The organism is Streptomyces sp. BBFR102 (genome assembly GCF_051397025.1).
Lineage (GTDB): Bacteria > Actinomycetota > Actinomycetes > Streptomycetales > Streptomycetaceae > Streptomyces.
In genome coordinates, this window is record NZ_CP195757.1 from 1,887,185 (window position 1) to 1,908,216 (window position 21,032).

The window sequence follows — 21,032 nt, forward strand, 5'->3', positions numbered from 1 at the left end:
CCGCGGCCCGACCGCTTCCGAGGGTCAGTCCCGGCGAGTGAGCAGCCAGGGCTCGACCGACCCCAGCCCTCGCACCGGCCGCTGGTGCATGGGCTGCAAGGCGAACCGGTACTCCCCCGGCTCCTCCGCGGCCGCGGCCTCCGCCTCGGAGGCCGGCGCCTCCCCGGTCCGCACCAGCTCCGCCGCGAACGCGCTGTCCACCAGAATCCCGTTCTTGGGCGCTATGGAGGTGAGTCGGGAGGCGAGGTTCACGGTCGTCCCGAACACATCGCCCATCCGGGTGGTGATCGTCCCGAAGGTCATCCCCACCCGCAGTTCGGGCATGCTCCCGTCGTTCGCCATGGCCTCGATCAGCAACAGGGCGATCTCGGCGGCCGTCCCCGCGTCGTCCGCGGCGAAGAGCACCTCGTCCCCGAGGGTCTTGACCAGGCGCCCCCCGCGTGCGGCGACCAGGTCGGCCGCGGTGGTCTCGAACGCCTCGACCAGCTCCCCGAGTTCCTCCTCCTCCATCCGCCGGGTCAGCCGGGTGAAGCCGACGAGGTCCGCGAAGGCGACGGCGAACCGCCGGTCGACCATCTCCTCGTCGTCCGCCACCTGGATGACCCGCCCGGTCGAGGCGGCCAGCTGCCGTCGCCACACGTAGACGAGGAACTCCTCCAGCTCGGGCAGGAGCAGCTCGATCAGCGGATACGTGACCTCGGTACGCGTCATCCCGGGCTCGGGCGGCTCGGTGAGCCCTTCCAGGAAGGAGTCGATCTGCCACTCGGCCAGCCGCGCGGTCGTCTGCCCGGTGGACCGCGCCACCTGGACGGCCATCGCCTCGCTCAGCAGCCCCGCCTCGACCAGACCGGCCAGCCGCCGCAGCGCCAGGACGTCTGCCTCGGTGAGCGCCTTGGCCTGCCCGATGTCGGCGAACCCCATGGCGCGCCAGAAGCGGGAGGCCAGCTCCATGGAGACCCCGGCGGCCCGGGCGGCCTGGAACGGCGTGTACCGGCGTTCCGCTCCGAGGATCAGCCCTTCGATACGCAATGCCAGCGGGTCCTGCCGGGGCTCGCCGTGCCCGCCGTCGTCCTGCTGCTCCGCGCCGCGCTCGGGCCGGTCGGGAAGATCGGGCAGACCGCGCTCGGGGGCGCCGGAACCTGACCCGTGCCCACCACCGGGGGCCGCGCTGTCGGATGCGGAGCCGTCGGGGGCGGCGCCGTCAGGGGCAGCGCTGTCGGACGCCCCGTCCCCGCCGCCGGTGTCCCGGCCGTGGGGACCGCGCGGCGTCCCGGTACCGGAACCCGTGTCGTCGACGGTCACTGCCAGCTGCCCTTCCGATCTGCGGCGGTCGCCTGTGGACCGGGCCCAACGATACGGCAGTGTGCCCTGGCTCACTCCTGACGGGAGCCCTCCGGGGGACCGTCCGGCCGCAGGTGGACGATGTCCCCGGCACCCACTGGACGCTGCACGCCGTCCCCGGTGGCGAGGACCAGCCGCCCGTCCCCGTCGAGGGCGACCGCCTCGCCGGTGAGCGCCTCTCCGCCCGGCAGCTCTGCCCGTACGGCGCGGCCGAGGGTCACGCATCCCGCGGCGTAGGCCGCCTGCACCCCGCAGGCCACGGCATCACCGTCCGCCTCCTGCCAACGCCCGTACCACTCCTCCAGCGACCGCAGTACGGCGCGCAGCAGCGGGTCCCGGTCGGCGACCGCGGCCCCCGCGAGGCCGAGCGAGCCGGCTGCGGGGACGGGCAGCTCGTCGGCGCGCAGGCTGACGTTGACGCCGACGCCGATCACGATGCCGCCGTCCGCCATCTCCGCGAGGATGCCGCCCGCCTTCCGCTCCTCGTCGCCCACGGTGACCATCAGGTCGTTGGGCCACTTGAGTCCGGTGTCGACGCCCGCGATCCGGGAGACGGCCGAAGCGACGGCGACGCCGGTCAGCAGCGGCAGCCAGCCCCACCTCTCGACGGGAGCCGTGGGGCGCAGCAGGACCGAGAAGAAGATCCCGGAGCGCGCCGGAGCGGACCACCGGCGGTCGAGCCGGCCGCGCCCGGCGAGCTGCTCCTCGGCCACGAGGACCGTGCCCCCGGGCAGCTCCGTGGCCCGGGCGGCGAGGTCGGCGTTGGTGGAGCCGGTCTCCTGGACCACGTCGAGGGAGGTCCACATTCCGCCGGGCCGCACGAGCGCGCGGCGCAGCGCGGACTCGTGCAGCGGCGGCCTGCTGAGGTCGGACCAGGGAGCGGGGCCGTTTCGGCGCCCGGGGCGGTCGGTCGGTGTCATGGGTCCCAGCCTGCCCCTCCCCGGGCGGTCCTGGCCAACGCCGACCCCGCAAGCCGGCCCGCGGTGGGGGGCTCCCGGGAGGCGGTGTCCGCACACCGACAGCGTCCGCCGGGCCCTGTCGTCTCCCCCGGAATGCCCCTCTTCACTCCGTGCGCAAGCGCACACGTGTGTGGCAAACACCGCACTGACGAAGCGGAGCGGCGCCGATACGCTACGGCACAGTAGCTCAGCGGCCTTGCGCCGTCCCGGTCTCCGGCCGCCGCCCTCACGGTGCCGGAGACCGACCGTCCACCCCTCGTGACCAGGCAGGGAGCCGCATCCCGATGTCCGCGCCGGAAAACGCCACCACACCGCCCAACCCCGAGCTGCACACCACCGCGGGCAAGCTCGCGGACCTGCAGCGCCGGATCGAAGAGGCCACTCACGCCGGTTCCGCGCGTGCGGTCGAGAAGCAGCACGCCAAGGGCAAACTGACGGCGCGTGAGCGCATCGACCTCCTCCTCGACGAGGGCTCCTTCGTGGAGCTGGACGAGTTCGCCCGGCACCGCTCCACCAACTTCGGCCTGGAGGCGAACCGGCCCTACGGGGACGGCGTCGTGACGGGCTACGGCATGGTCGACGGCCGACCGGTGGCGGTCTTCTCGCAGGACTTCACGGTCTTCGGCGGGGCTCTCGGCGAGGTCTTCGGGCAGAAGATCATCAAGGTGATGGACTTCGCGCTGAAGAACGGCTGCCCGGTCATCGGTATCAACGACTCGGGCGGCGCACGCATCCAGGAGGGCGTGAGCGCCCTCGGCATGTACGGCGAGATCTTCCGTCGCAACACCCATGCCTCCGGCGTGATCCCGCAGATCTCCCTGGTGGTGGGCCCGGCCGCGGGCGGCGCGGTGTACTCGCCGGCGATCACCGACTTCACGGTGATGGTCGACCAGACCTCGCACATGTTCATCACGGGTCCGGACGTCATCAAGACGGTCACCGGTGAGGACGTCGGCTTCGAGGAGCTGGGCGGTGCGCGGACGCACAACGCCACCTCGGGCGTCGCGCACCACATGGCGGGCGACGAGAAGGACGCCATCGAGTACGTCAAGTCGCTGCTGTCCTACCTGCCGTCGAACAACCTCAGCGAGGCCCCGGTCTTCCCCGAGGAGGCCGACCTGGAGGTGAACGACGAGGACCGCGAGCTGAACGTCATCGTCCCGGACAGCGCCAACCAGCCGTACGAGATGCTGCGCGTCATCGAGCACGTGGTGGACGACGGGGAGTTCCTGGAGACGCAGGCCCTGTTCGCGCCGAACATCGTCACCGGCTTCGGCCGGGTCGAGGGCCACCCGGTGGGCGTCGTCGCCAACCAGCCGATGCAGTTCGCCGGCTGCCTGGACATCGACGCGAGTGAGAAGGCCGCCCGCTTCGTACGGACCTGCGACGCCTTCAACATCCCGGTCCTGACCTTCGTCGACGTGCCGGGCTTCCTGCCGGGCGTCGACCAGGAGCACACCGGCATCATCCGCCGCGGCGCCAAGCTGATCTACGCCTACGCCGAGGCGACGGTGCCGCTGATCACCGTGATCACCCGCAAGGCGTTCGGCGGGGCGTACGACGTGATGGGCTCCAAGCACCTGGGAGCCGACCTCAACCTGGCCTGGCCGACGGCGCAGATCGCCGTGATGGGCGCGCAGGGCGCGGTCAACATCCTGCACCGCCGCACGCTGGCGCAGACCCCCGCCGACGGGCTGGAGGGAGTCCGCGCGCGCCTGATCCAGGAGTACGAGGAGGCGCTGCTCAACCCCTACACGGCGGCCGAGCGCGGCTACATCGACGCGGTGATCATGCCGTCCGACACCCGCAGCCACATCGTGCGGGGACTGCGGCAACTGCGTACCAAGCGGGAGAGCCTGCCGCCGAAGAAGCACGGCAACATCCCGCTCTGACGGATTCGGCACTGCCTGGAGGCCCGAGATGATGATCAAGGTCGTACGGGGCAACCCGACGCCGGAGGAACTGGCCGCCGCTCTCGCCGTGGTCCGGGCGCGGGCCGCCTCCGCGAGCGGTTCCGACGAGGGGCCGCGCACGCCCGAGGGATGGTCCGACCCGGCGCGCATCGCCCGGTCCCGGATGCCGGCGCCCGGCCCGCGCGCGTGGGCGCGGACGTTCTGGCCGTCGTAGGCCCCGCTGCCCCGCGCGGGCACGGGCCCGGGGCCGCCGGTGGCCTGGGAGGCGCTTGAGTACCCGTACTCAAGCGCCTCCGGCGTACGGAGCGGAGGATCGGATTCATGTTGTGGTCCGACTCCATGGAACGTGAGGAAGAGGTGCCCCGCGCCGCGCGCGAGGCGCACGCGATGCTGCGTCGCGCGTGGGTGCTGCTGGCGGTGGCGGCGGTGGTCGTGATGTGTGTGCTGGGACTGCGCTGACCAGGGCGCCCCGCCTTCCCGGGCCCGCCCGGAGGCCGGTCCGCAGGGCGGTCGGCGGGCGGTTAGGGTCGGGGGATGAGTAATCGTCGTGTGGTGCTGGCATCGGCCTCCCCCGCCCGCCTCGGCCTGCTGCGGCAGGCCGGGCTGGTGCCCGAGGTGATCGTCAGCGGGGTGGACGAGGACGCGCTGACCGCCGATTCCCCAGGCGCGCTGGCGCTGGTACTCGCCGAGGCCAAGGCGGACGCGGTGGCGGCCAGACCCGAGGCGGCGGGTTCGGTCCTGATCGGCTGCGACTCGGTGCTGGATCTGGACGGGGTGGCGCTCGGCAAGCCGGTCGACGCGGAGGACGCCACGGGCCGCTGGAAGGCGATGCGGGGGCGGAACGGCGTGCTGCGCACCGGCCATTGCGTCATCGACACGGCCAGCGGCCGCCGGGCCTCCGCCACCGCCTCCACCACGGTCCGTTTCGGAGAACCCTCCGACGAGGAGATCGCCGCGTACGTGGCGAGCGGTGAACCGCTGCACGTGGCCGGGGCGTTCACCCTGGACGGCCGGTCGGCGCCGTTCATCGACGGTATCGACGGCGACCCCGGCAACGTCATCGGCCTCTCGCTGCCCCTGCTGCGCCGCCTCCTCGACGAACTCGGCCTGGCAATCACCGACTTCTGGGAGTAGCTCGGCCCGGCCCCGCCGCCCTCGGTCCTGAGGACTCGGTGCGCGGGGCGGACGCGTACACCCCGCCGCCCGTGGCGGCGGCGGCCCTCCCGAGTGCAGAGCGAAGTCGGCCTGGCGGGCGGCTGGTTGCCCGGTGTGACTACGGGCCGACCAGCTCCCCGCGTCCGGCGACTCCTCGTGCGCCGGCGAAGCGCTTCCGGGCGCGTGGTCCGGCCTGGAGCAACCACCCCCGAAGCCGACGCCACCAGCGGCAAGTCGAAGAACGGCGTACCGGGATGCGGTGACGGTCACCACCGCCAGGACGAATGCACGCATCGAACCTCCAGAGTCGCGAGCCACACTTTCAACTACAGAGAGTAATCATCGCGAGTGCGAGCACCCAGCCCTGAAGCCCCCGTTCACTCGAATGGGGGGTATGCGGACAACGGAGCGTAGAAGGTGCGAGAAGCGGACAAGACTTCCTCGCACACGAGTTCAGGTCGCGCGGCGCCTCGGCGAAGAGCCTCGCCCCCCTCGGCCGGACCTCTGGCGCGCACCTGCCCCTGACATCCGCCGGGGCATCGGCCGCCCCGAATCGAAGCCCCGGCGGCCACAAGAGCCCCCAGGGCGGGCCGGGATGACAAGACGACAGCAAACGCCGAGCAGAGAGAAGAGAGAGGAGGAGCCTCGTGCCCCCTGGAACCCGTACCGGCCTCACCCACCCCCGCCTAGGCGACAGGCTTCGACCCCACCTCTCCCTGGGCCCTCTCCTGACCCTGTGTCCGCTCCTCGCCCTGCTCCTCGCGCGCGCCCTCCCCCGGCTCCGGCCCTTCCGACCGGCCACCGGCCCCGTAGGCGACCAGCGTGAACACGATCAGCGCGAGCACCGCCATCAGTACGGCGAAGGCCGTCCAGCCGACCAGGCCGACCGTGAGGGCTCCGAGTACGCCGTGGACGACGGAGACGATGACGAGCAGGACGCGGCCGAAGCGCGCCGGTGCGCGGTCACGCCCTCCGGCGAGCAACAGCACCAGGCCGCAGCCGGCGAGGAGGACCGCCGAGAAGACTCCGAAGCCGAGCGCCCCGTCGGACACCAGCGCCGGGTCGAGCCCGTCGAGGGACATCGACTGGTTCTCCACCACGATGCCCACCGTCATCAACAGCATGAAGACGCCGAACGCCTCCGCGATCAGCGCGACTCCCGCCGCGATCGCCGCCACTCTCCGCACCACCGCGCCACCCCCTGCTCCGTCCGGCCGGGCGACCGGAACCTCGGCCCGCGCGCCAGCCCGGTTGGGTGCGCCGACGGGGCGCCGCACACGGTTACCCGCAGTACGGCGACAGCGCGAACGCTACTTACCGGTAAACCCCCGGACAAGACTCCGGCGACACTCGCCGGACCGCAAAGAAATCCCACGCCCTTCGTAGGGATTCCACAAAGAACCTGGAGTGCGGGACGCGTCCAACCACAGAGACCTTGACCACACCGAGGACCTGCTGCCCCCGGGGGATTCCCCGCGTACCTTGGTGCGACAAGGGATGCAGCCACCTTCGTGAGCCTCGGATCACACTCCGTGTGGGCAAGCTCACCTCTGGGGACGGGTCGTGGAGCCGTGTGGGCAGTCCCTAAACTCAGCTTGTTTCAAGGAGGGAGCCATCGTGCGCAAGGTGCTCATCGCCAACCGAGGCGAAATCGCTGTCCGCGTTGCCAGGGCCTGCCGGGACGCGGGGATCGAGAGCGTAGCGGTCTACGCCGACCCGGACCGGGACGCGCTGCACGTCCGCGCGGCCGACGAGGCGTTCGCCCTGGGCGGTGACACGCCAGCGGCCAGCTATCTGGACATCGCCAAGGTGCTCCGGGCCGCCGCCGACTCCGGCGCGGACGCGATCCACCCCGGCTACGGTTTCCTCTCCGAGAACGCGGAGTTCGCGCAGGCGGTCATCGACGCGGGGCTGACCTGGATCGGTCCCCCGCCGCAGGCCATCCGCGACCTCGGCGACAAGGTGGCGGCCCGTCACATCGCGCAGCGCGCCGGAGCTCCCCTGGTCGCCGGTACCCCGGACCCGGTCTCCGGTTCCGACGAGGTGGTGGCCTTCGCCGAGGAGCACGGCCTGCCGATCGCGATCAAGGCGGCGTTCGGCGGTGGCGGGCGCGGACTGAAGGTGGCCCGCACGCTGGAAGAGGTGCCGGAGCTGTACGACTCGGCCGTGCGGGAGGCCGTCGCGGCCTTCGGCCGGGGCGAGTGCTTCGTCGAGCGCTACCTGGACAAGCCGCGCCACGTCGAGACGCAGTGCCTGGCCGACCAGCACGGCAACGTCGTCGTCGTCTCGACCCGTGACTGCTCGCTCCAGCGCCGCCACCAGAAGCTGGTCGAGGAAGCCCCCGCCCCCTTCCTGAGCGAGGCCCAGGTCGAGGAGCTGTACTCGGCGTCCAAGGCCATCCTCAAGGAAGCCGGTTACGTCGGCGCGGGCACCGTCGAGTTCCTCGTCGGCAACGACGGCACGATCTCCTTCCTGGAGGTCAACACCCGCCTGCAGGTGGAGCACCCGGTCACCGAGGAGGTCGCGGGGATCGACCTGGTCCGCGAGATGTTCCGGATCGCCGACGGCGAGGAGCTGGGCTACGGGGACCCCGTACTGCGCGGCCACTCCTTCGAGTTCCGTATCAACGGCGAGGACCCGGGCCGGGGCTTCCTGCCCGCGCCCGGTACCGTCACCCGCTTCGACGCCCCGGCCGGCCCCGGTGTCCGCCTGGACGCCGGTGTGGAGTCGGGCAGCGTGATCGGCCCGGCCTGGGACTCCCTGCTGGCCAAGCTCATCGTCACCGGCGCCACCCGCGAGCAGGCACTCCAGCGCGCCGCCCGGGCGCTGGCGGAGTTCACCGTGGAGGGCATGGCGACGGCCATCCCGTTCCACCGGGCGGTCGTCGCCGACCCGGCCTTCGCCCCCGAACTCACTGGGTCCAGCGAGCCGTTCACCATCCACACCCGGTGGATCGAGACCGAGTTCGTCAACGAGATCAAGCCGTTCGACGCCCCGGCCGACGGTGACGCCGAGGACGAGGCAGGTCGCGAGACGGTCGTGGTGGAGGTCGGCGGCAAGCGCCTGGAGGTCTCCCTCCCGTCCTCGCTGGGCATGTCCCTGGCCCGTACCGGCCTCGCGGCCGGCGCCAAGCCGAAGCGCCGCGCCGCCAAGAAGTCCGGCCCGGCCGCCTCCGGCGACAGCCTCGCCTCCCCCATGCAGGGCACGATCGTCAAGATCGCGGTGGAGGAGGGCCAGGAGGTCAAGGAAGGCGACCTCGTCGTCGTCCTGGAGGCCATGAAGATGGAGCAGCCGCTGAACGCCCACCGTTCCGGCACCATCAAGGGCCTGGCCGCCGAGGTCGGCGCCTCGCTCACTTCTGGCGCCGTCATCTGCGAGATCAAGGACTGACCGGCTGACCATCTCCAGCCACGGAGAACGGGCCCCTGGAATGCGCCACATTCGCCGGGGCCCGTTCTCCGTACCGCCCGGCCCTTCCAGTGCCGTGGCGCACTCCCTCCCCCGCCTCTCGGCCACTGCCCACAGGAGAACCGGCCGACGACCCCCTCCCTGCCGGCCCGGTGCGTGCCATACACGCCTGGGCTCGCCACTCCTGCCCGTCCCGCCCATCCGCCGGGCCGTCGCACGGGCCGGCCGCCTCTGGAAGCTGCCCGCCCGGGCGGACGAGGCCGCCTCCCTGGTCCTGTTCCGGAGTCCCGTTCCGCGTCGGATCGCCCGCCGGAACAACGCGCCACCGGCCGAGCAGAGCCGAACCGGCAACCGTCGGAGACGTACCGAACTCCGCCGCACACCCCGCGATTTCAGGCTCTCGTCTCCAGGGCCGCAAGCAGGCCACACTGACCGCCGACCGCCAAAGCCTGGACCGCCCACGTTCGCTCGTCCGAGATCCATGCGCCGGACCACTCCCGCTCTGGTCCCGCTGGAGCAGCCAGGTCCTCCGCGGTTCAGCCCCGAAGGGCCCGGAGGGGTTCACCCCCCGCCCACCCGCCTCTCGCCATCGGCGGCTTCCCCGGGGGCCCACGGCCCGGCACGTAACCGGTAGACCATCACCCTCGCCCCACACTCCCGCTCTCTCCTCCCCAATCCCCAAGAGCGAAGCGAGACTTGTCGGACCCGTTCGATGTGTAGTAGTCCTTATACATCAGTGAGCAGGTACACAACAGGCTTGCCATGGCTCCCGCCGAGCGGGCGGGGCCCTCGTTCGGGGCCGTTCCGGCCGGGCACGGACCGGATCTACGGGAGGAAGACGTCATGTCGGCGGAGCTGACCCGCTACGACCACGCCATGTCGCGGATCATGAACGATCGGCGGGCGCTGCCGCTGTACGCCACGGCCGCCCGTCGACGCCTCGTGGTCGCCGCACACCTGGTGCTGACCCTGGCCATCGGCGGGGTGATGGCCTACTCCACGCGCGCGGAGGGGGTCTCGCCCTGGGGTGCCGGCCTCGTGGCGGTGCTGTCGGTGCCGTGGATGATCGCGACCGGGGCGATCAACGGGGCCACCCGGGGGTTGCTCGAACTGCGCGAACGCGCGTTGGACGAACGCCAATCCGCCGAACGCGCCCGGGTACGGGCCCGCGCCCACCGGGTGATGGCCCTGGTGCTGGCCGGCGCCACCGTCGGTCTGTTGATCGCCGGCGCGGTCGAGGGTGAGGCGGCCACGGCGTACGCGGCGCCGGTGCTCGTCGCGGTTCTGGCCGTGCACCTGCTGATGCCCTTGTGGGTGGCGGGGCTGACGGTGCGGGACGAGCCGTCCGGCAGCGACGACCTCCTGCCCTGACGCGCCCCTCCCGGCCCGCGCTCCGGGCAGCCCCGCTCGAAGGCCCGGCCCCCGCCCCCGTGGCATCCTGAAGGAGCAGCAAGGGGCGGCCCAGCCCCACCCCGGGAGGGAAACCCATGCCGACCGAAACGGACCAGCGTCCCCTGCGGGCCGACGCGCGGCGCAATCGCGAGCGCCTGCTCACCGAGGCCCGGCGCGCCTTCGCGGCGCACGGCACGGACGCCTCGCTGGAGGAGATCGCCCGCCGCGCGGGCGTCGGCATCGGCACCCTCTACCGCCACTTCCCGCACCGCGAGGCTCTGCTCAGCGCGGTCTTCGCCGACGCCGTGGGAGAGCTGCTGGAGCGGGCGCGAGAACTGCTGGAGGCGGAGCATCCGTGTGCGGCGCTGGTCGAGTGGCTCCGTTCACTGATCACTCATGCGAGTGAGTATCAGGGCCTGTCCGGAGCACTCATGTCGGCCTCAAGCGGGGCCGGTTCGGAACTCTCGCGGTGCAGCGACCCGATGCGGGACGCCGGTTCGGCCCTGCTGGCCCGCGCCCAGGAGTCGGAGGCGGTCCGCCAGGACATCTCCATCGGCGACCTGCTGCAGCTGACCAACGCCATCGCGCTGGCCGCCGAGGCCACCCCGGACGAGCCGGAGCTGGCCGACCGTCTGCTCTCCCTCACCCTGCGCGGCATCCGCCCGGACTGACCGGCCCCGGCCGACCCGGGGCCGCGCGACCGCTCACCTCCGCCGAAGGTCCGCCATCCTCCCCCGCTCCCCCGGCTGCTGCTCCCCCAGTACGCCGGGCCCCGCGCCCCCGCGCACCTGCGGTCCGCCCGGGGGCGGCGCTCCGTGGACGGTGCGGCGCTGGCCGGGCAGGGGTGTCTCGCGGCGCACTCCGCCGCCGCCCCGGCCGGGGGCGGCCGGGGGCGGGGGCGCCTCGGCGGGCGGCGACTGGGAGCCCGCCAAGGAGATCTGCACCCCCTGGTCGGCCAGGGCCTGGAGTTCGCCGACGGCGCGCTCCTCGTGGGCCGGGGGCTCGTCGGTGACCAGGCGGGTGATGAGGTCGGTGGGGACCGTCTGGAACATGGTGTCGCTGCCGAGCTTGGTGTGGTCGGCGAGGACGACGACTTCGGCGGCGGCCTGGACCAGGGCCCGGTCGACGCTGGCGGAGAGCATGTTGGAGGTGGACAGACCGCGTTCGGCGGTCAGCCCGGTGCCGGAGAGGAAGGCTCGGGAGACCCGCAGTCCTTGGAGGGACTGTTCGGCCCCGCTGCCGACCAGGGCGTAGTTGGAGCCACGCAGGGTGCCACCGGTCATGACGACCTCCACCCGGTTGGCGTGGGCGAGCGCCTGGGCGACCAGCAGGGAGTTGGTGACGACGGTCAGCCCGGGGACCCGGGCGAGGCGGCGGGCCAGCTCCTGGGTGGTCGTACCGGCGCCGACGACCACCGCCTCCCCCTCGCCGACCAGCCCGGCGGCCAGGTCGGCGATGGCGGTCTTCTCCGCCGAGGCGAGGTGGGATTTCTGCGGGAACCCGGATTCGCGGGTGAAACCTCCCGGGAGTACGGCACCGCCGTGGCGGCGGTCGAGGAGTCCTTCCGCCTCCAGCGCCCGCACGTCCCGCCGTACGGTCACTTCGGAGGTCTGGACGACGCGGGCGAGCTCCCGGAGCGACACAGCTCCGTTGGCCCGCACCATTTCAAGGATCAGTTGGCGACGTTCTGCAGCGAACACAGAACTGACAGTAACGCCAACGACCGTCTGCTTTCAGCAGTTTGCGCCGGATAACAGAAATTGTTCGCAGCGGGTCCGCCGAGGTGGTATATGCGACTGGCCGGCCCCGGGAGCACCTGCGGGAACGCCCGCGAGGCCCCGCGGACCCCGCCCACTGAGCAGAAACGCTCCCGCGCGCCCCGGCTCCGCCCTGCGCGGCTCCCCCCGATACGCCTGGGCCCCGGCTGCCGGGTGCGGCTGCCGGGGCCCAGGGGGTGCGGCGTGCGCCGCGCCGTGTCAGGAGCCGGACGTCACCTTCCGGGTGTGCAGCTGACGGGCCACCTCGGCGATCGAACCCGAGAGCGAGGGGTAGACCGTGAAGGTGTTGGCGATCTGCTCGACGGTCAGGTTGTTGTCCACGGCGATGGAGATCGGGTGGATCAGTTCCGAGGCGCGCGGCGCCACCACGACACCGCCGACCACGATCCCGGTGCCCGGACGGCAGAAGAGCTTCACGAAACCGTCCCGGATGCCCTGCATCTTGGCGCGCGGGTTGCGCAGCAGCGGCAGCTTGACGACGCGGGCGTCTATCACGCCCTTGTCCACGTCGGCCTGGGTGTAACCGACGGTGGCGATCTCGGGGTCGGTGAAGATGTTGCCGGAGACCGTCTTCAGGTCGAGCGGCGCGACCGCGTCGCCCAGGAAGTGGTACATGGCGATCCGGCCCTGCATGGCCGCGACCGAGGCGAGGGCGAAGACGCCGGTCACGTCACCGGCCGCGTAGACGCCGGGGGCGGTGGTGCGGGAGACCTTGTCGGTCCAGATGTGGCCGGACTCCTTGAGGCGTACGCCCGCCTCCTCCAGGCCCATGCCCTGGCTGTTGGGGACGGCGCCGACCGCCATCAGGCAGTGGGTGCCGGAGATGACCCGGCCGTCGGCGAGGGTGACCTCGACGCGGTCGCCGACCCGCTTGGCGGACTGGGCGCGGGAGCGGGCCATGACGTTCATGCCGCGGCGCCGGAAGACGTCCTCCAGGACGGCGGCGGCGTCCGGGTCCTCGCCGGGCAGCACCCGGTCGCGGCTGGAGACCAGCGTGACCCGGGAACCGAGTGCCTGGTACGCCCCGGCGAACTCGGCGCCGGTGACGCCGGAGCCGACCACGATCAGCTCCTCGGGAAGCTCGTCGAGGTCGTAGACCTGGGTCCAGTTGAGGATGCGCTCGCCGTCGGGCTGGGCGTCGGGCAGCTCGCGCGGGTGGCCGCCGGTCGCCAGCAGCACGGCGTCGGCGGTCAGCCGCTCCTCGGTGCCGTCGGCGGCGGTCACCACGACGGTGCGCGAGCCGTCGGTCCCCTGCTGGCCCTCCAGTCGGCCCCGACCGCGCAGCACCCGCGCGCCGGCCCGGGTGACCGAGGCGGTGATGTCGTGGGACTGGGCGAGCGCGAGCCGCTTCACCCGTCGGTTGACCTTGCCGAGGTCGACACCGACCACCCGGGCGGGTGAGTCGGCGTGCGGGGTGTCGTCGGCGACGATGATGCCCAGCTCCTCGTAGGAGGAGTCGAAGGTCGTCATCACCTCGGCCGTGGCGATGAGGGTCTTGGACGGGACGCAGTCGGTCAGCACCGACGCCCCGCCCAGGCCGTCGCAGTCGACGACGGCCACCTCCGCGCCGAGTTGCGCGGCCACCAGCGCCGCCTCGTAGCCGCCAGGTCCGCCACCGATGATCACGATCCGAGTCACGTACTCCATTGTCCCGCACGCCTGGACGAGCCACGCCCCGGGGCCCTCCGTCCGGGGTGCGGCGCGTACGGCGCCGCTGCGAGCTGTGCTTCCGTAACACCCGGACGCCCGCCGCTCCTGCCGTACCCTCGGAACCATGTCGCTCTTCGCCGCCTACGCCGGCACCCTCGACGCGCGGCTCATGTCCCGCCGCGCCCCGCACTCCCCGCTGCGCGCCACCGGCTGGCTCAACGGGTGGCGGCTCACGTTCGGCGGCGAGCACCTGGGCTGGGAAGGCGCGCTCGCCACCATCGTGGAGGCGCCCCGCTCGCAGGTCTTCGTGGCGCTGTACGACATCGCGCCGATGGACGAGGACGCGATGGACCGGTGGGAGGGCGTGGGCCTGGACATCTACCGCCGGATGCGGGTGAGGGTGGACACCCTGGACGCCACCGAACCGGCCTGGGTCTACGTCCTCAACGGCTACGAGGGCGGCCTGCCCTCCGCCCGCTACCTCGGCGAGATCGCGGACGCCGCCGAGTCCGCCGGCGCCCCCCACGACTACGTGATGGAACTGCGCAAACGACCCTGCTGACCCGCGACGGGCCACCGGCTGGTCCGTACCTGAAACGCCCTTGCCGTCTACGCGCGTAGGCAGCGAGCGGCTACGCTCTCCCCCGTGAACGCATCTGCCATCCCCGGACACCTGCCCAGCGACCCGTACACCGCGGCGAACGACGCGGCCGCCACGCTGCGCGCGCTGACCGGTGCCGACACCCACGACGTCGCCCTGGTGATGGGCTCGGGCTGGCTGCCCGCGGCCGACCAGCTGGGCCCCGCGGAGCACGAGTTCCCCGTCACCGAGCTGCCCGGCTTCCCGCCCCCGGCCGTCGAGGGCCACGCCGGCACCGTCCGCTCCCAGCTCATCGAGGGCCGCCGGGCCCTGGTCTTCCTCGGCCGCACCCACTTCTACGAGGGCCGGGGCGTCGCCGCGGTCGTGCACGGGGTGCGGACGGCAGTCGCCGCCGGCTGCAAGACCATCGTGCTGACCAACGGCTGCGGCGGCCTGCGTGAGGGCATGGCCCCCGGCCAGCCGGTCCTCATCAGCGACCACCTGAACCTCACCGCCTCCTCCCCGGTCGTCGGCGCCAACTTCATCGACCTGACCGACCTGTACTCGCCGCGGCTGCGCGCCCTGTGCAAGGAGATCGACCCGAGCCTGGAGGAGGGCGTCTACGCCCAGTTCACCGGGCCGCACTACGAGACGCCCGCCGAGGTCCGGATGGCCCGTGCGCTCGGCGCCGACCTGGTCGGCATGTCGACCGCCCTGGAGGCCATCGCGGCCCGCGAGGCCGGCGCCGAGGTGCTGGGCATCTCCCTGGTCACCAACCTCGCCGCCGGGATGACCGGCCAGCCGCTGAGCCACGAGGAGGTGCTCCAGGCCGGCCGCGACTCCGCCACCCGGATGGGAGCACTCCTGCGCCAGGTCCTCGGCCGGGTCTGACCCCGCCCGCGTCCCGGGCGCCCTCCCCGACGCCCGCCGTCCCGCCGTCCCGCCCGCAGAGAGGCACCGCATGTCCGCCCAGTCCGACGACCTGAACCGGCGGGCCGCCGCCTGGCTCGCCGAGGACCCCGACCCCGAGACCCGCGCCGAACTGGCCGCCCTGATCAGAGCCGCCGAGAGCGACCCGGCGCCGCTGGCCGAGCGGTTCGCGGGGACGCTGACCTTCGGCACGGCGGGGCTGCGCGGGGAACTCGGCGCGGGCCCCACCCGGATGAACCGGGCCGTGGTGATCCGGGCCGCCGCCGGGCTCGCCGCCTACCTGCGCGACACCGGGCGGGCCGAGGCGGGCCCGGTCGTCATCGGCTACGACGCGCGGCACAACTCCGAGCGGTTCGCCCGCGACACCGCCGAGGTCATGGCGGGCGCGGGGCTCACCGCCCTGCTGCTCCCGCGCCCGCTGCCCACCCCGGTCCTCGCCTTCGCCGTCCGGCACCTGGGCGCGGTCGCGGGCGTCGAGGTCACGGCCAGCCACAACCCGCCCCGGGACAACGGCTACAAGGTCTACCTCGGCGACGGCAGCCAGATCGTGGAGCCCGCCGACGCCCGGATCGCCGCCCGGATCGCGGCCGTCGGCGCGCTGGACTCCGTACCGCGTACCGAGGGCGGCGGCACGGTGCTCGACGAGGCGGTGGTCGAGGCGTACCTGGACCGGGCCGCCGGTGTCCTCGCCCCCGGCTCCGCCCGCACGGCGAGGACGGTCCACACCGCCCTGCACGGCGTGGGCGCGGCCCCGCTGGCCGCCGCCTTCGCCCGGGCCGGCTTCCCGGCGCCGGTGCCGGTGGCCGAACAGGCCGAGCCGGACCCGGACTTCCCCACGGTGGCCTTCCCCAACCCGGAGGAGCCCGGCGCCATGGACCTGGCGCTCGCCACGGCCCGCCGCCACTCCCCCGACCTGGTCCTCGCCAACGACCCGGACGCCGACCGGCTCGCCGCCGCCGTCCCGGACCCCTCGGCCGAGGGAGGCTGGCGGATGCTGCGGGGCGACGAGACGGGCGCGCTGCTCGCCGCCCACCTGGTCCGCCGGGGGCTCGCCGCGGGCGCGGTCCTGGCCACCTCGATCGTCTCCTCCTCGCTGCTGTCGAAGATCGCCGCGGCGGCGGGCGCCGGGTACACGGAGACGCTGACCGGCTTCAAGTGGATCTCCCGCGCCGAGGGGCTGGCCTACGGCTACGAGGAGGCGCTCGGCTACTGCGTCGACCCGGCCGGTGTCCGCGACAAGGACGGCATCACGGCTGCGCTGCTCCTGACGGAGCTGGCCTCGGAGCTGAAGGAGAGCGGGCGGACGCTGCTGGACCTGCTGGACGAACTGGCGGTCCTGCACGGGGTGCACGCCACCTCGCAGCTCTCCGTGCGGGTGGACGACCTGAGCGTCATCGCCGGCGCCATGGAGCGGCTGCGCTCGGCTCCGCCGGAGCACCTGGGCGGCCTGCCGGTGGTGCGTACCGAGGACCTGAGCGCGGGCTCGTCCGGGCTGCCGCCCACCGACGGCCTGCGGTACACGCTGGACGGGGCGCGCGTCGTGGTCCGCCCGAGCGGCACCGAGCCCAAGCTCAAGTGCTACCTGGAGGCGGTCGTGCCGGTCGGCGGTCCGGAGGGGCTGCCCGAGGCGCGGGCCGCCGCCGCCCGCACGCTCGCCGCCGTCGAGACGGACCTCGCCGCCGCCGCCGGGCTCTGAACACCACTGCGCCGCCCTCCCGGCCGGGAGGGCGGCGCAGTGGGTACGCGCGTACGGGCCATCCGGGTTCAGCCGGTGGCGACCAGCACCACCAGTGCGATCGCGCCCACGACGGCAGGCACGATGATCTCGTACGCCCAGCGCACCACGGCCGGCCCCTGCGCGCTCGGCGCGGCGGCGCGCCGTTCGGCGATCTCCCGCAGGTCCTCCACGGCCTGGTCGGAGTCGCTCCGGGTGGGCTGGGAGACGGTGGTCGGGGTGGCGCCGTGCGGGTCGGCAACGGCGTCGCGCATCTGGGCGCGGGCGGCCTTCTTGCGGGCGCGGAGCGAGACCGGGAGCGCCCAGAGCTGGTAGGTGCGGCCGTCGCTGCGGACCTCGTTGGTGAAGCCGGACCGGAGTTCGGCGACGGCGGCCCAGGGCAGCGTGACGGTGCGGAAGGGGTTGCGGACGGTGAGCCGGTCCTCCTCGGCGAGGACGGCCGGGCGCAGCGTGTAGGCGACGACCAGCGGGACCAGCAGCACCAGTGCGGACAGGGCCAGCCACGGGGTGCGACCGCTGCCGCGCCAGATCGCGTCGACGCCGAACCAGGCGCCGAGTGCCAGCAGCAGGGCGCCGGCCACCAGGGAGGCGGTGGACCGGTAGGTTCTCGGCTCCGGTGCGGAGGACTGCGGGGTGCTCATGAGTGCGATTCTGCCCCACGCCCCGCACGCACCCGCCGTACGGCCACCCGTGCGCGCCCTGTTCCTCACACCCGCGCACGCCGGGAGAGCGGCCGAGCCCCCGTTTGCCGGCCCCCGTGGCTGTACACCTTCCTACGCGCGTAGATATGCTCACCGGCGTGAGTATGTCCAGGAAGGAACTCAAGAGTGAGTTCGGCGACGTGACCGCCACGGAGACCGGCCTCCGCCGGTTCCTGCACGGGCTGCCCGGCGTCGACCCGGTAGGACTGGAGGCCCGCGCCGCCGCGCTCGGGACCAGGTCCGTCAAGACCACGGCCAAGGCGTACGCCCTGGACCTGGCGGTCTCCATGATCGATCTGACCACGCTGGAGGGGTCGGACACGGCGGGGAAGGTGCGGGCGCTCGGCGCCAAGGCCGTCCTGCCCGATCCGTCCGACCGCTCGACGCCCCAGGTCGCGGCCGTCTGCGTCTACCCCGACATGGTGGCCACCGCCAAGGCCGCCGTCGCCGGTTCGCCGGTGAAGGTCGCCTCCGTGGCGACCGGCTTCCCTGCCGGGCGGGTCGCGCTCGACGTGAAGCTGGCCGACACCCGCGAGGCGGTCGCGGCGGGCGCCGACGAGATCGACATGGTGATCGACCGGGGCGCGTTCCTCGCGGGGAACTACGGCAAGGTCCACGAGGAGATCACCGCCGTCAAGGAGGCCGCGGGCGACGCCCGGCTGAAGGTCATCTTCGAGACCGGCGAGCTGTCCACGTACGACAACATCCGCCGCGCCTCGTGGCTCGCGATGCTGGCCGGCGCCGACTTCATCAAGACCTCGACCGGCAAGGTGGGCGTCAACGCCACCCCCGCCAACACCCTGCTGATGCTCCAGGCCGTCCGCGACTTCCGCGACCGGACCGGCGTCCAGATCGGGGTGAAGCCCGCGGGCGGCATCCGCACGGCCAAGGACGCCGTGAAGTTCCTGGTGCTGGTGAACGAGACGGCGGGCCCGGACTGGCTGGACAGCCACTGGTTCCGCTTCGGCGCCTCCAGCCTCCTCGGCGACCTGCTGATGCAGCGCCAGAAGCTCCGTACCGGCCGTTACTCCGGCCCCGACTACGTCACGGTGGACTGAGATGGCCGAGATGAGCGAGACGACGACCGGCGCGGCCGAGGACGCCCTCGGCGGCCCCTTCCGCTACGCGCCCGCGCCCGAGTCCCGCGCGGTGGTGGACATCGCCCCCTCCTACGGGCTCTTCATCGACGGCGAGTTCACCGAGGCGGCCGGCGGGCAGGTCTTCAAGACCCTCTCCCCGTCGACCGAGGAGGTCCTCTCCGAGGTGGCCCGCGCGGGCGCCGAGGACGTGGACCGCGCCGTCAGGGCGGCCCGCAGGGCGTTCGGCCCCTGGTCGGCGCTGCCCGGCGCCGAGCGTGCCAAGTACCTCTTCCGGATCGCCCGGATCATCCAGGAGCGCAGCCGCGAACTGGCCGTCCTGGAGACGCTGGACAACGGCAAGCCGATCAAGGAGACCCGCGACAGCGACCTGCCGCTGGTCGCCGCGCACTTCTTCTACTACGCGGGCTGGGCGGACAAGCTGGCGCACGCCGGTTTCGGCCCCGCCCCGCGTCCGCTGGGCGTGGCCGCGCAGGTCATCCCGTGGAACTTCCCCCTGCTGATGCTGGCGTGGAAGATCGCCCCGGCCCTGGCCGCGGGCAACACCGTCGTGCTGAAGCCGGCCGAGACGACGCCGCTCTCGGCGCTCTTCTTCGCCGACATCTGCCGCAGCGCGGGCCTGCCCAAGGGCGTCGTCAACATCCTCCCCGGCTACGGCGACGCGGGCGCGGCCCTGACCGCCCACCCGGACGTCGACAAGGTCGCCTTCACCGGCTCGACCGCCGTCGGCAAGGAGATCGCCCGCACGGTCGCGGGCACCCGCAAGAAGCTCACCCTGGAGCTGGGCGGCAAGGGCGCCAACATCGTCTTCGACGACGCGCCGCTGGACCAGGCCGTCGAGGGCGTCGTCAACGGCATCTTCTTCAACCAGGGCCAGGTCTGCTGCGCCGGCTCCCGCCTGCTGGTGCAGGAGTCGGTGGCCGAGGAGGTGGTGGACGCCCTCAAGCGGCGGCTGACCACGCTGCGCCTCGGGGACCCGCTGGACAAGAACACCGACATCGGCGCGATCAACTCCGCCGAGCAGCTGGCCCGGATCACCGAGCTGACCGACGCGGGCGAGGCGGAGGGCGCCGAGCGCTGGAGCGCCCCCTGCGAGCTGCCGTCCACCGGCCACTGGTTCGCGCCGACCGTCTTCACGCAGGTCACCCAGGCCCATCGGATCGCCCGCGAGGAGATCTTCGGCCCGGTCCTGTCGGTGCTGACCTTCCGCACCCCGGCCGAGGCGGTCGCCAAGGCCAACAACACGCCGTACGGCCTCTCCGCCGGCATCTGGTCGGAGAAGGGCTCACGCATCCTCGCGGTCGCCGAGAAGCTGCGCGCGGGCGTGGTGTGGGCCAACTCGTTCAACAAGTTCGACCCCACGTCGCCGTTCGGCGGCTACAAGGAGTCGGGCCACGGCCGCGAGGGCGGCCGGCACGGTCTGGAGGCGTACCTCGATGTCCGATAAGCCGGAGCCGTCGGTGCGGCTCTCCGTGTTCAAGACCTACAAGCTGTACGTCGGGGGGAAGTTCCCCCGCAGCGAGAGCGGCCGGGTGTACGAGGTGACCGACTCCAAGGGCCGCCCGCTGGCCAACGCCCCCCAGGGCTCCCGCAAGGACGCCCGGGACGCGGTGGTCGCCGCCCGCAAGGCGTTCGGCGGCTGGTCGGGCGCGACCGCGTACAACCGGGGCCAGGTCCTGTACCGCGTGGCGGAGATGCTGGAGGGGCGCGCGGAGCAGTTCACCCGCGAGGTCGCCGAGGCGGAGGGCCTGTCCCGCGCCAAGGCCGCCGCCCAGGTGGCGGCTGCCGTCGACCGCTGGGTCTGGTACGCCGGGTGGACCGACAAGATCGCCCAGGTCGCGGGCGGCGCCAACCCGGTCGCGGGCCCCTTCTTCAACCTCTCCTCGCCCGAGCCGACCGGAGTCGTCGCCGTCCTCGCCCCGCAGCGCTCCTCGCTGCTCGGCCTGGTCTCGGTGCTCGCCCCGGTGCTCGCCACCGGCTGCACCGCCGTGGTGACCGCCTCCGAGGAGCGGCCGCTGCCCGCGCTGACCCTCGGCGAGGTCCTGGCCACCTCGGACGTCCCCGGCGGCGCGGTCAACATCCTCAGCGGCCGCACCGCGGAGCTGGCGGCCCCGCTCGCCGCCCACCAGGACGTCAACGCGATCGACCTGACCGGCGCCCCGGCCGAACTCGCCGTGGAGCTGGAGCGGGCCGCCGCCGACAACCTCAAGCGGGTCCTGCGCCCGGCCGATGCCGAGGGCAACGGCGAGGACTTCGCCGCCGACCCCGGCACCCGCCGCCTGACGCCGTTCCTGGAGACCAAGACGGTCTGGCACCCGACGGGTTCGCTGGGCGTCTCCGGCTCGGCGTACTGACGCACGGCGTACGTGGGCGGGCGGGGCGGGGTCCTGTGC

At 73.1% G+C, this 21,032-nt stretch carries 19 protein-coding genes; 13 read left to right on the plus strand and 6 right to left on the minus strand.

The annotated features are described in order from the left end of the window. Positions 1 to 24: 24 nt before the first annotated feature. Entirely contained in the window at positions 25 to 1,302 is a 1,278-nt protein-coding gene (locus ACSLIC_RS08415) for an adenylate/guanylate cyclase domain-containing protein (RefSeq protein WP_436737066.1), read from the minus strand. A 71-nt stretch (positions 1,303 to 1,373) separates the two neighbouring features. Beyond that, complete coding sequence (locus ACSLIC_RS08420; RefSeq protein ID WP_436737067.1) at positions 1,374 to 2,261, minus strand: biotin--[acetyl-CoA-carboxylase] ligase; 888 nt, start codon at positions 2,259 to 2,261, stop codon at positions 1,374 to 1,376. 323 nt (positions 2,262 to 2,584) lie between these two features. Here ACSLIC_RS08420 and ACSLIC_RS08425 point away from each other — a divergent pair, with 323 nt between their 5' ends. From ACSLIC_RS08425 to ACSLIC_RS08440, 4 genes are all read left to right on the plus strand, one after another. Beyond that, positions 2,585 to 4,192, plus strand: coding sequence for an acyl-CoA carboxylase subunit beta (locus tag ACSLIC_RS08425; protein WP_436737068.1), 1,608 nt, complete (start codon positions 2,585 to 2,587; stop codon positions 4,190 to 4,192). Between the two features lie 31 nt (positions 4,193 to 4,223). Next, positions 4,224 to 4,427 carry an acyl-CoA carboxylase subunit epsilon gene (locus ACSLIC_RS08430; RefSeq protein ID WP_436740314.1) on the plus strand — a complete coding sequence of 68 codons (204 nt, stop codon included), beginning with the start codon at positions 4,224 to 4,226 and terminating at the stop codon, positions 4,425 to 4,427. Between the two features lie 107 nt (positions 4,428 to 4,534). Continuing rightward, positions 4,535 to 4,672 (plus strand): morphogenic membrane protein MmpB, encoded by a 138-nt coding sequence (mmpB, locus tag ACSLIC_RS08435; protein ID WP_436737069.1) that lies wholly within the window; start codon positions 4,535 to 4,537, stop codon positions 4,670 to 4,672. Positions 4,673 to 4,747: 75 nt separating this feature from the next. Further along, positions 4,748 to 5,347 carry a Maf family protein gene (locus ACSLIC_RS08440; protein WP_436737070.1) on the plus strand — a complete coding sequence of 200 codons (600 nt, stop codon included), beginning with the start codon at positions 4,748 to 4,750 and terminating at the stop codon, positions 5,345 to 5,347. 707 nt (positions 5,348 to 6,054) lie between these two features. Here the strand turns inward: ACSLIC_RS08440 and ACSLIC_RS08445 are convergent. Continuing rightward, the gene (locus tag ACSLIC_RS08445; RefSeq protein WP_436737071.1) at positions 6,055 to 6,546 is read right to left on the minus strand and encodes a hypothetical protein; all 492 of its coding nucleotides are present in this window, start codon (positions 6,544 to 6,546) and stop codon (positions 6,055 to 6,057) included. 439 nt (positions 6,547 to 6,985) lie between these two features. On the opposite strand from ACSLIC_RS08445, the gene ACSLIC_RS08450 reads away from it, so the two are divergent. The 3 genes from ACSLIC_RS08450 to ACSLIC_RS08460 all read left to right on the plus strand — a co-directional run bounded on the left by ACSLIC_RS08450 (position 6,986) and on the right by ACSLIC_RS08460 (position 10,839). Next, positions 6,986 to 8,758 carry an acetyl/propionyl/methylcrotonyl-CoA carboxylase subunit alpha gene (locus ACSLIC_RS08450; protein ID WP_436737072.1) on the plus strand — a complete coding sequence of 591 codons (1,773 nt, stop codon included), beginning with the start codon at positions 6,986 to 6,988 and terminating at the stop codon, positions 8,756 to 8,758. Positions 8,759 to 9,619: 861 nt separating this feature from the next. Continuing rightward, on the plus strand, positions 9,620 to 10,147 hold the full coding sequence (locus ACSLIC_RS08455) for a hypothetical protein (RefSeq protein WP_436737073.1): 528 nt from the start codon (positions 9,620 to 9,622) through the stop codon (positions 10,145 to 10,147). A gap of 116 nt (positions 10,148 to 10,263) precedes the next feature. Then, positions 10,264 to 10,839: a TetR/AcrR family transcriptional regulator gene (locus tag ACSLIC_RS08460; protein ID WP_436737074.1), complete on the plus strand. Its 576-nt coding sequence runs from the start codon at positions 10,264 to 10,266 to the stop codon at positions 10,837 to 10,839. 33 nt (positions 10,840 to 10,872) lie between these two features. On the opposite strand, the gene ACSLIC_RS08465 is transcribed toward ACSLIC_RS08460, so the two are convergent. Further along, on the minus strand, positions 10,873 to 11,832 hold the full coding sequence (locus tag ACSLIC_RS08465) for a DeoR/GlpR family DNA-binding transcription regulator (protein ID WP_436740315.1): 960 nt from the start codon (positions 11,830 to 11,832) through the stop codon (positions 10,873 to 10,875). Positions 11,833 to 12,144: 312 nt separating this feature from the next. Beyond that, positions 12,145 to 13,593, minus strand: coding sequence for an NAD(P)H-quinone dehydrogenase (locus ACSLIC_RS08470; protein ID WP_436737075.1), 1,449 nt, complete (start codon positions 13,591 to 13,593; stop codon positions 12,145 to 12,147). A gap of 127 nt (positions 13,594 to 13,720) precedes the next feature. On the opposite strand from ACSLIC_RS08470, the gene ACSLIC_RS08475 reads away from it, so the two are divergent. The 3 genes from ACSLIC_RS08475 (at position 13,721) to ACSLIC_RS08485 (ending at position 16,802) form a co-directional block, all read left to right on the plus strand. Continuing rightward, entirely contained in the window at positions 13,721 to 14,158 is a 438-nt protein-coding gene (locus ACSLIC_RS08475) for a gamma-glutamylcyclotransferase (protein ID WP_030698930.1), read from the plus strand. A gap of 84 nt (positions 14,159 to 14,242) precedes the next feature. Beyond that, positions 14,243 to 15,067 (plus strand): purine-nucleoside phosphorylase, encoded by an 825-nt coding sequence (locus tag ACSLIC_RS08480; protein ID WP_436737076.1) that lies wholly within the window; start codon positions 14,243 to 14,245, stop codon positions 15,065 to 15,067. 70 nt (positions 15,068 to 15,137) lie between these two features. Further along, on the plus strand, positions 15,138 to 16,802 hold the full coding sequence (locus tag ACSLIC_RS08485) for a phospho-sugar mutase (protein WP_436737077.1): 1,665 nt from the start codon (positions 15,138 to 15,140) through the stop codon (positions 16,800 to 16,802). 68 nt (positions 16,803 to 16,870) lie between these two features. Here ACSLIC_RS08485 and ACSLIC_RS08490 read toward each other — a convergent pair whose 3' ends face one another. Then, entirely contained in the window at positions 16,871 to 17,482 is a 612-nt protein-coding gene (locus tag ACSLIC_RS08490) for a PH domain-containing protein (RefSeq protein ID WP_436737078.1), read from the minus strand. 164 nt (positions 17,483 to 17,646) lie between these two features. Here ACSLIC_RS08490 and deoC point away from each other — a divergent pair, with 164 nt between their 5' ends. From deoC to ACSLIC_RS08505, 3 genes are read left to right on the plus strand one after another with little or no spacing between them, the layout of a single operon-like run. Next, on the plus strand, positions 17,647 to 18,600 hold the full coding sequence (gene deoC / locus ACSLIC_RS08495; RefSeq protein WP_436740316.1) for a deoxyribose-phosphate aldolase: 954 nt from the start codon (positions 17,647 to 17,649) through the stop codon (positions 18,598 to 18,600). Between the two features lie 10 nt (positions 18,601 to 18,610). Further along, positions 18,611 to 20,086 carry an aldehyde dehydrogenase family protein gene (locus tag ACSLIC_RS08500; protein WP_436737079.1) on the plus strand — a complete coding sequence of 492 codons (1,476 nt, stop codon included), beginning with the start codon at positions 18,611 to 18,613 and terminating at the stop codon, positions 20,084 to 20,086. Next, complete coding sequence (locus tag ACSLIC_RS08505) at positions 20,076 to 20,993, plus strand: aldehyde dehydrogenase family protein (RefSeq protein WP_436737080.1); 918 nt, start codon at positions 20,076 to 20,078, stop codon at positions 20,991 to 20,993. The genes ACSLIC_RS08500 and ACSLIC_RS08505 overlap by 11 nt, the downstream gene beginning before the upstream one ends. Positions 20,994 to 21,032: the final 39 nt, after the last annotated feature.

Excerpts from the sequence above, each read along its gene's own strand:
- ACSLIC_RS08420 (WP_436737067.1), bottom strand. The coding sequence starts at position 2,261 with ATGACACCGACCGACCGCCCCGGGCGCCGAAACGGCCCCGCTCCCTGG.
- ACSLIC_RS08425 (WP_436737068.1), top strand. The coding sequence starts at position 2,585 with ATGTCCGCGCCGGAAAACGCCACCACACCGCCCAACCCCGAGCTGCAC.
- ACSLIC_RS08430 (WP_436740314.1), top strand. The coding sequence starts at position 4,224 with ATGATCAAGGTCGTACGGGGCAACCCGACGCCGGAGGAACTGGCCGCC.
- mmpB (WP_436737069.1), top strand. The coding sequence starts at position 4,535 with ATGTTGTGGTCCGACTCCATGGAACGTGAGGAAGAGGTGCCCCGCGCC.
- ACSLIC_RS08440 (WP_436737070.1), top strand. The coding sequence starts at position 4,748 with ATGAGTAATCGTCGTGTGGTGCTGGCATCGGCCTCCCCCGCCCGCCTC.
- ACSLIC_RS08455 (WP_436737073.1), top strand. The coding sequence starts at position 9,620 with ATGTCGGCGGAGCTGACCCGCTACGACCACGCCATGTCGCGGATCATG.
- ACSLIC_RS08460 (WP_436737074.1), top strand. The coding sequence starts at position 10,264 with ATGCCGACCGAAACGGACCAGCGTCCCCTGCGGGCCGACGCGCGGCGC.
- ACSLIC_RS08465 (WP_436740315.1), bottom strand. The coding sequence starts at position 11,832 with ATGGTGCGGGCCAACGGAGCTGTGTCGCTCCGGGAGCTCGCCCGCGTC.
- ACSLIC_RS08470 (WP_436737075.1), bottom strand. The coding sequence starts at position 13,593 with ATGGAGTACGTGACTCGGATCGTGATCATCGGTGGCGGACCTGGCGGC.
- ACSLIC_RS08475 (WP_030698930.1), top strand. The coding sequence starts at position 13,721 with ATGTCGCTCTTCGCCGCCTACGCCGGCACCCTCGACGCGCGGCTCATG.
- ACSLIC_RS08485 (WP_436737077.1), top strand. The coding sequence starts at position 15,138 with ATGTCCGCCCAGTCCGACGACCTGAACCGGCGGGCCGCCGCCTGGCTC.
- ACSLIC_RS08490 (WP_436737078.1), bottom strand. The coding sequence starts at position 17,482 with ATGAGCACCCCGCAGTCCTCCGCACCGGAGCCGAGAACCTACCGGTCC.
- deoC (WP_436740316.1), top strand. The coding sequence starts at position 17,647 with ATGTCCAGGAAGGAACTCAAGAGTGAGTTCGGCGACGTGACCGCCACG.
- ACSLIC_RS08500 (WP_436737079.1), top strand. The coding sequence starts at position 18,611 with ATGAGCGAGACGACGACCGGCGCGGCCGAGGACGCCCTCGGCGGCCCC.
- ACSLIC_RS08505 (WP_436737080.1), top strand. The coding sequence starts at position 20,076 with ATGTCCGATAAGCCGGAGCCGTCGGTGCGGCTCTCCGTGTTCAAGACC.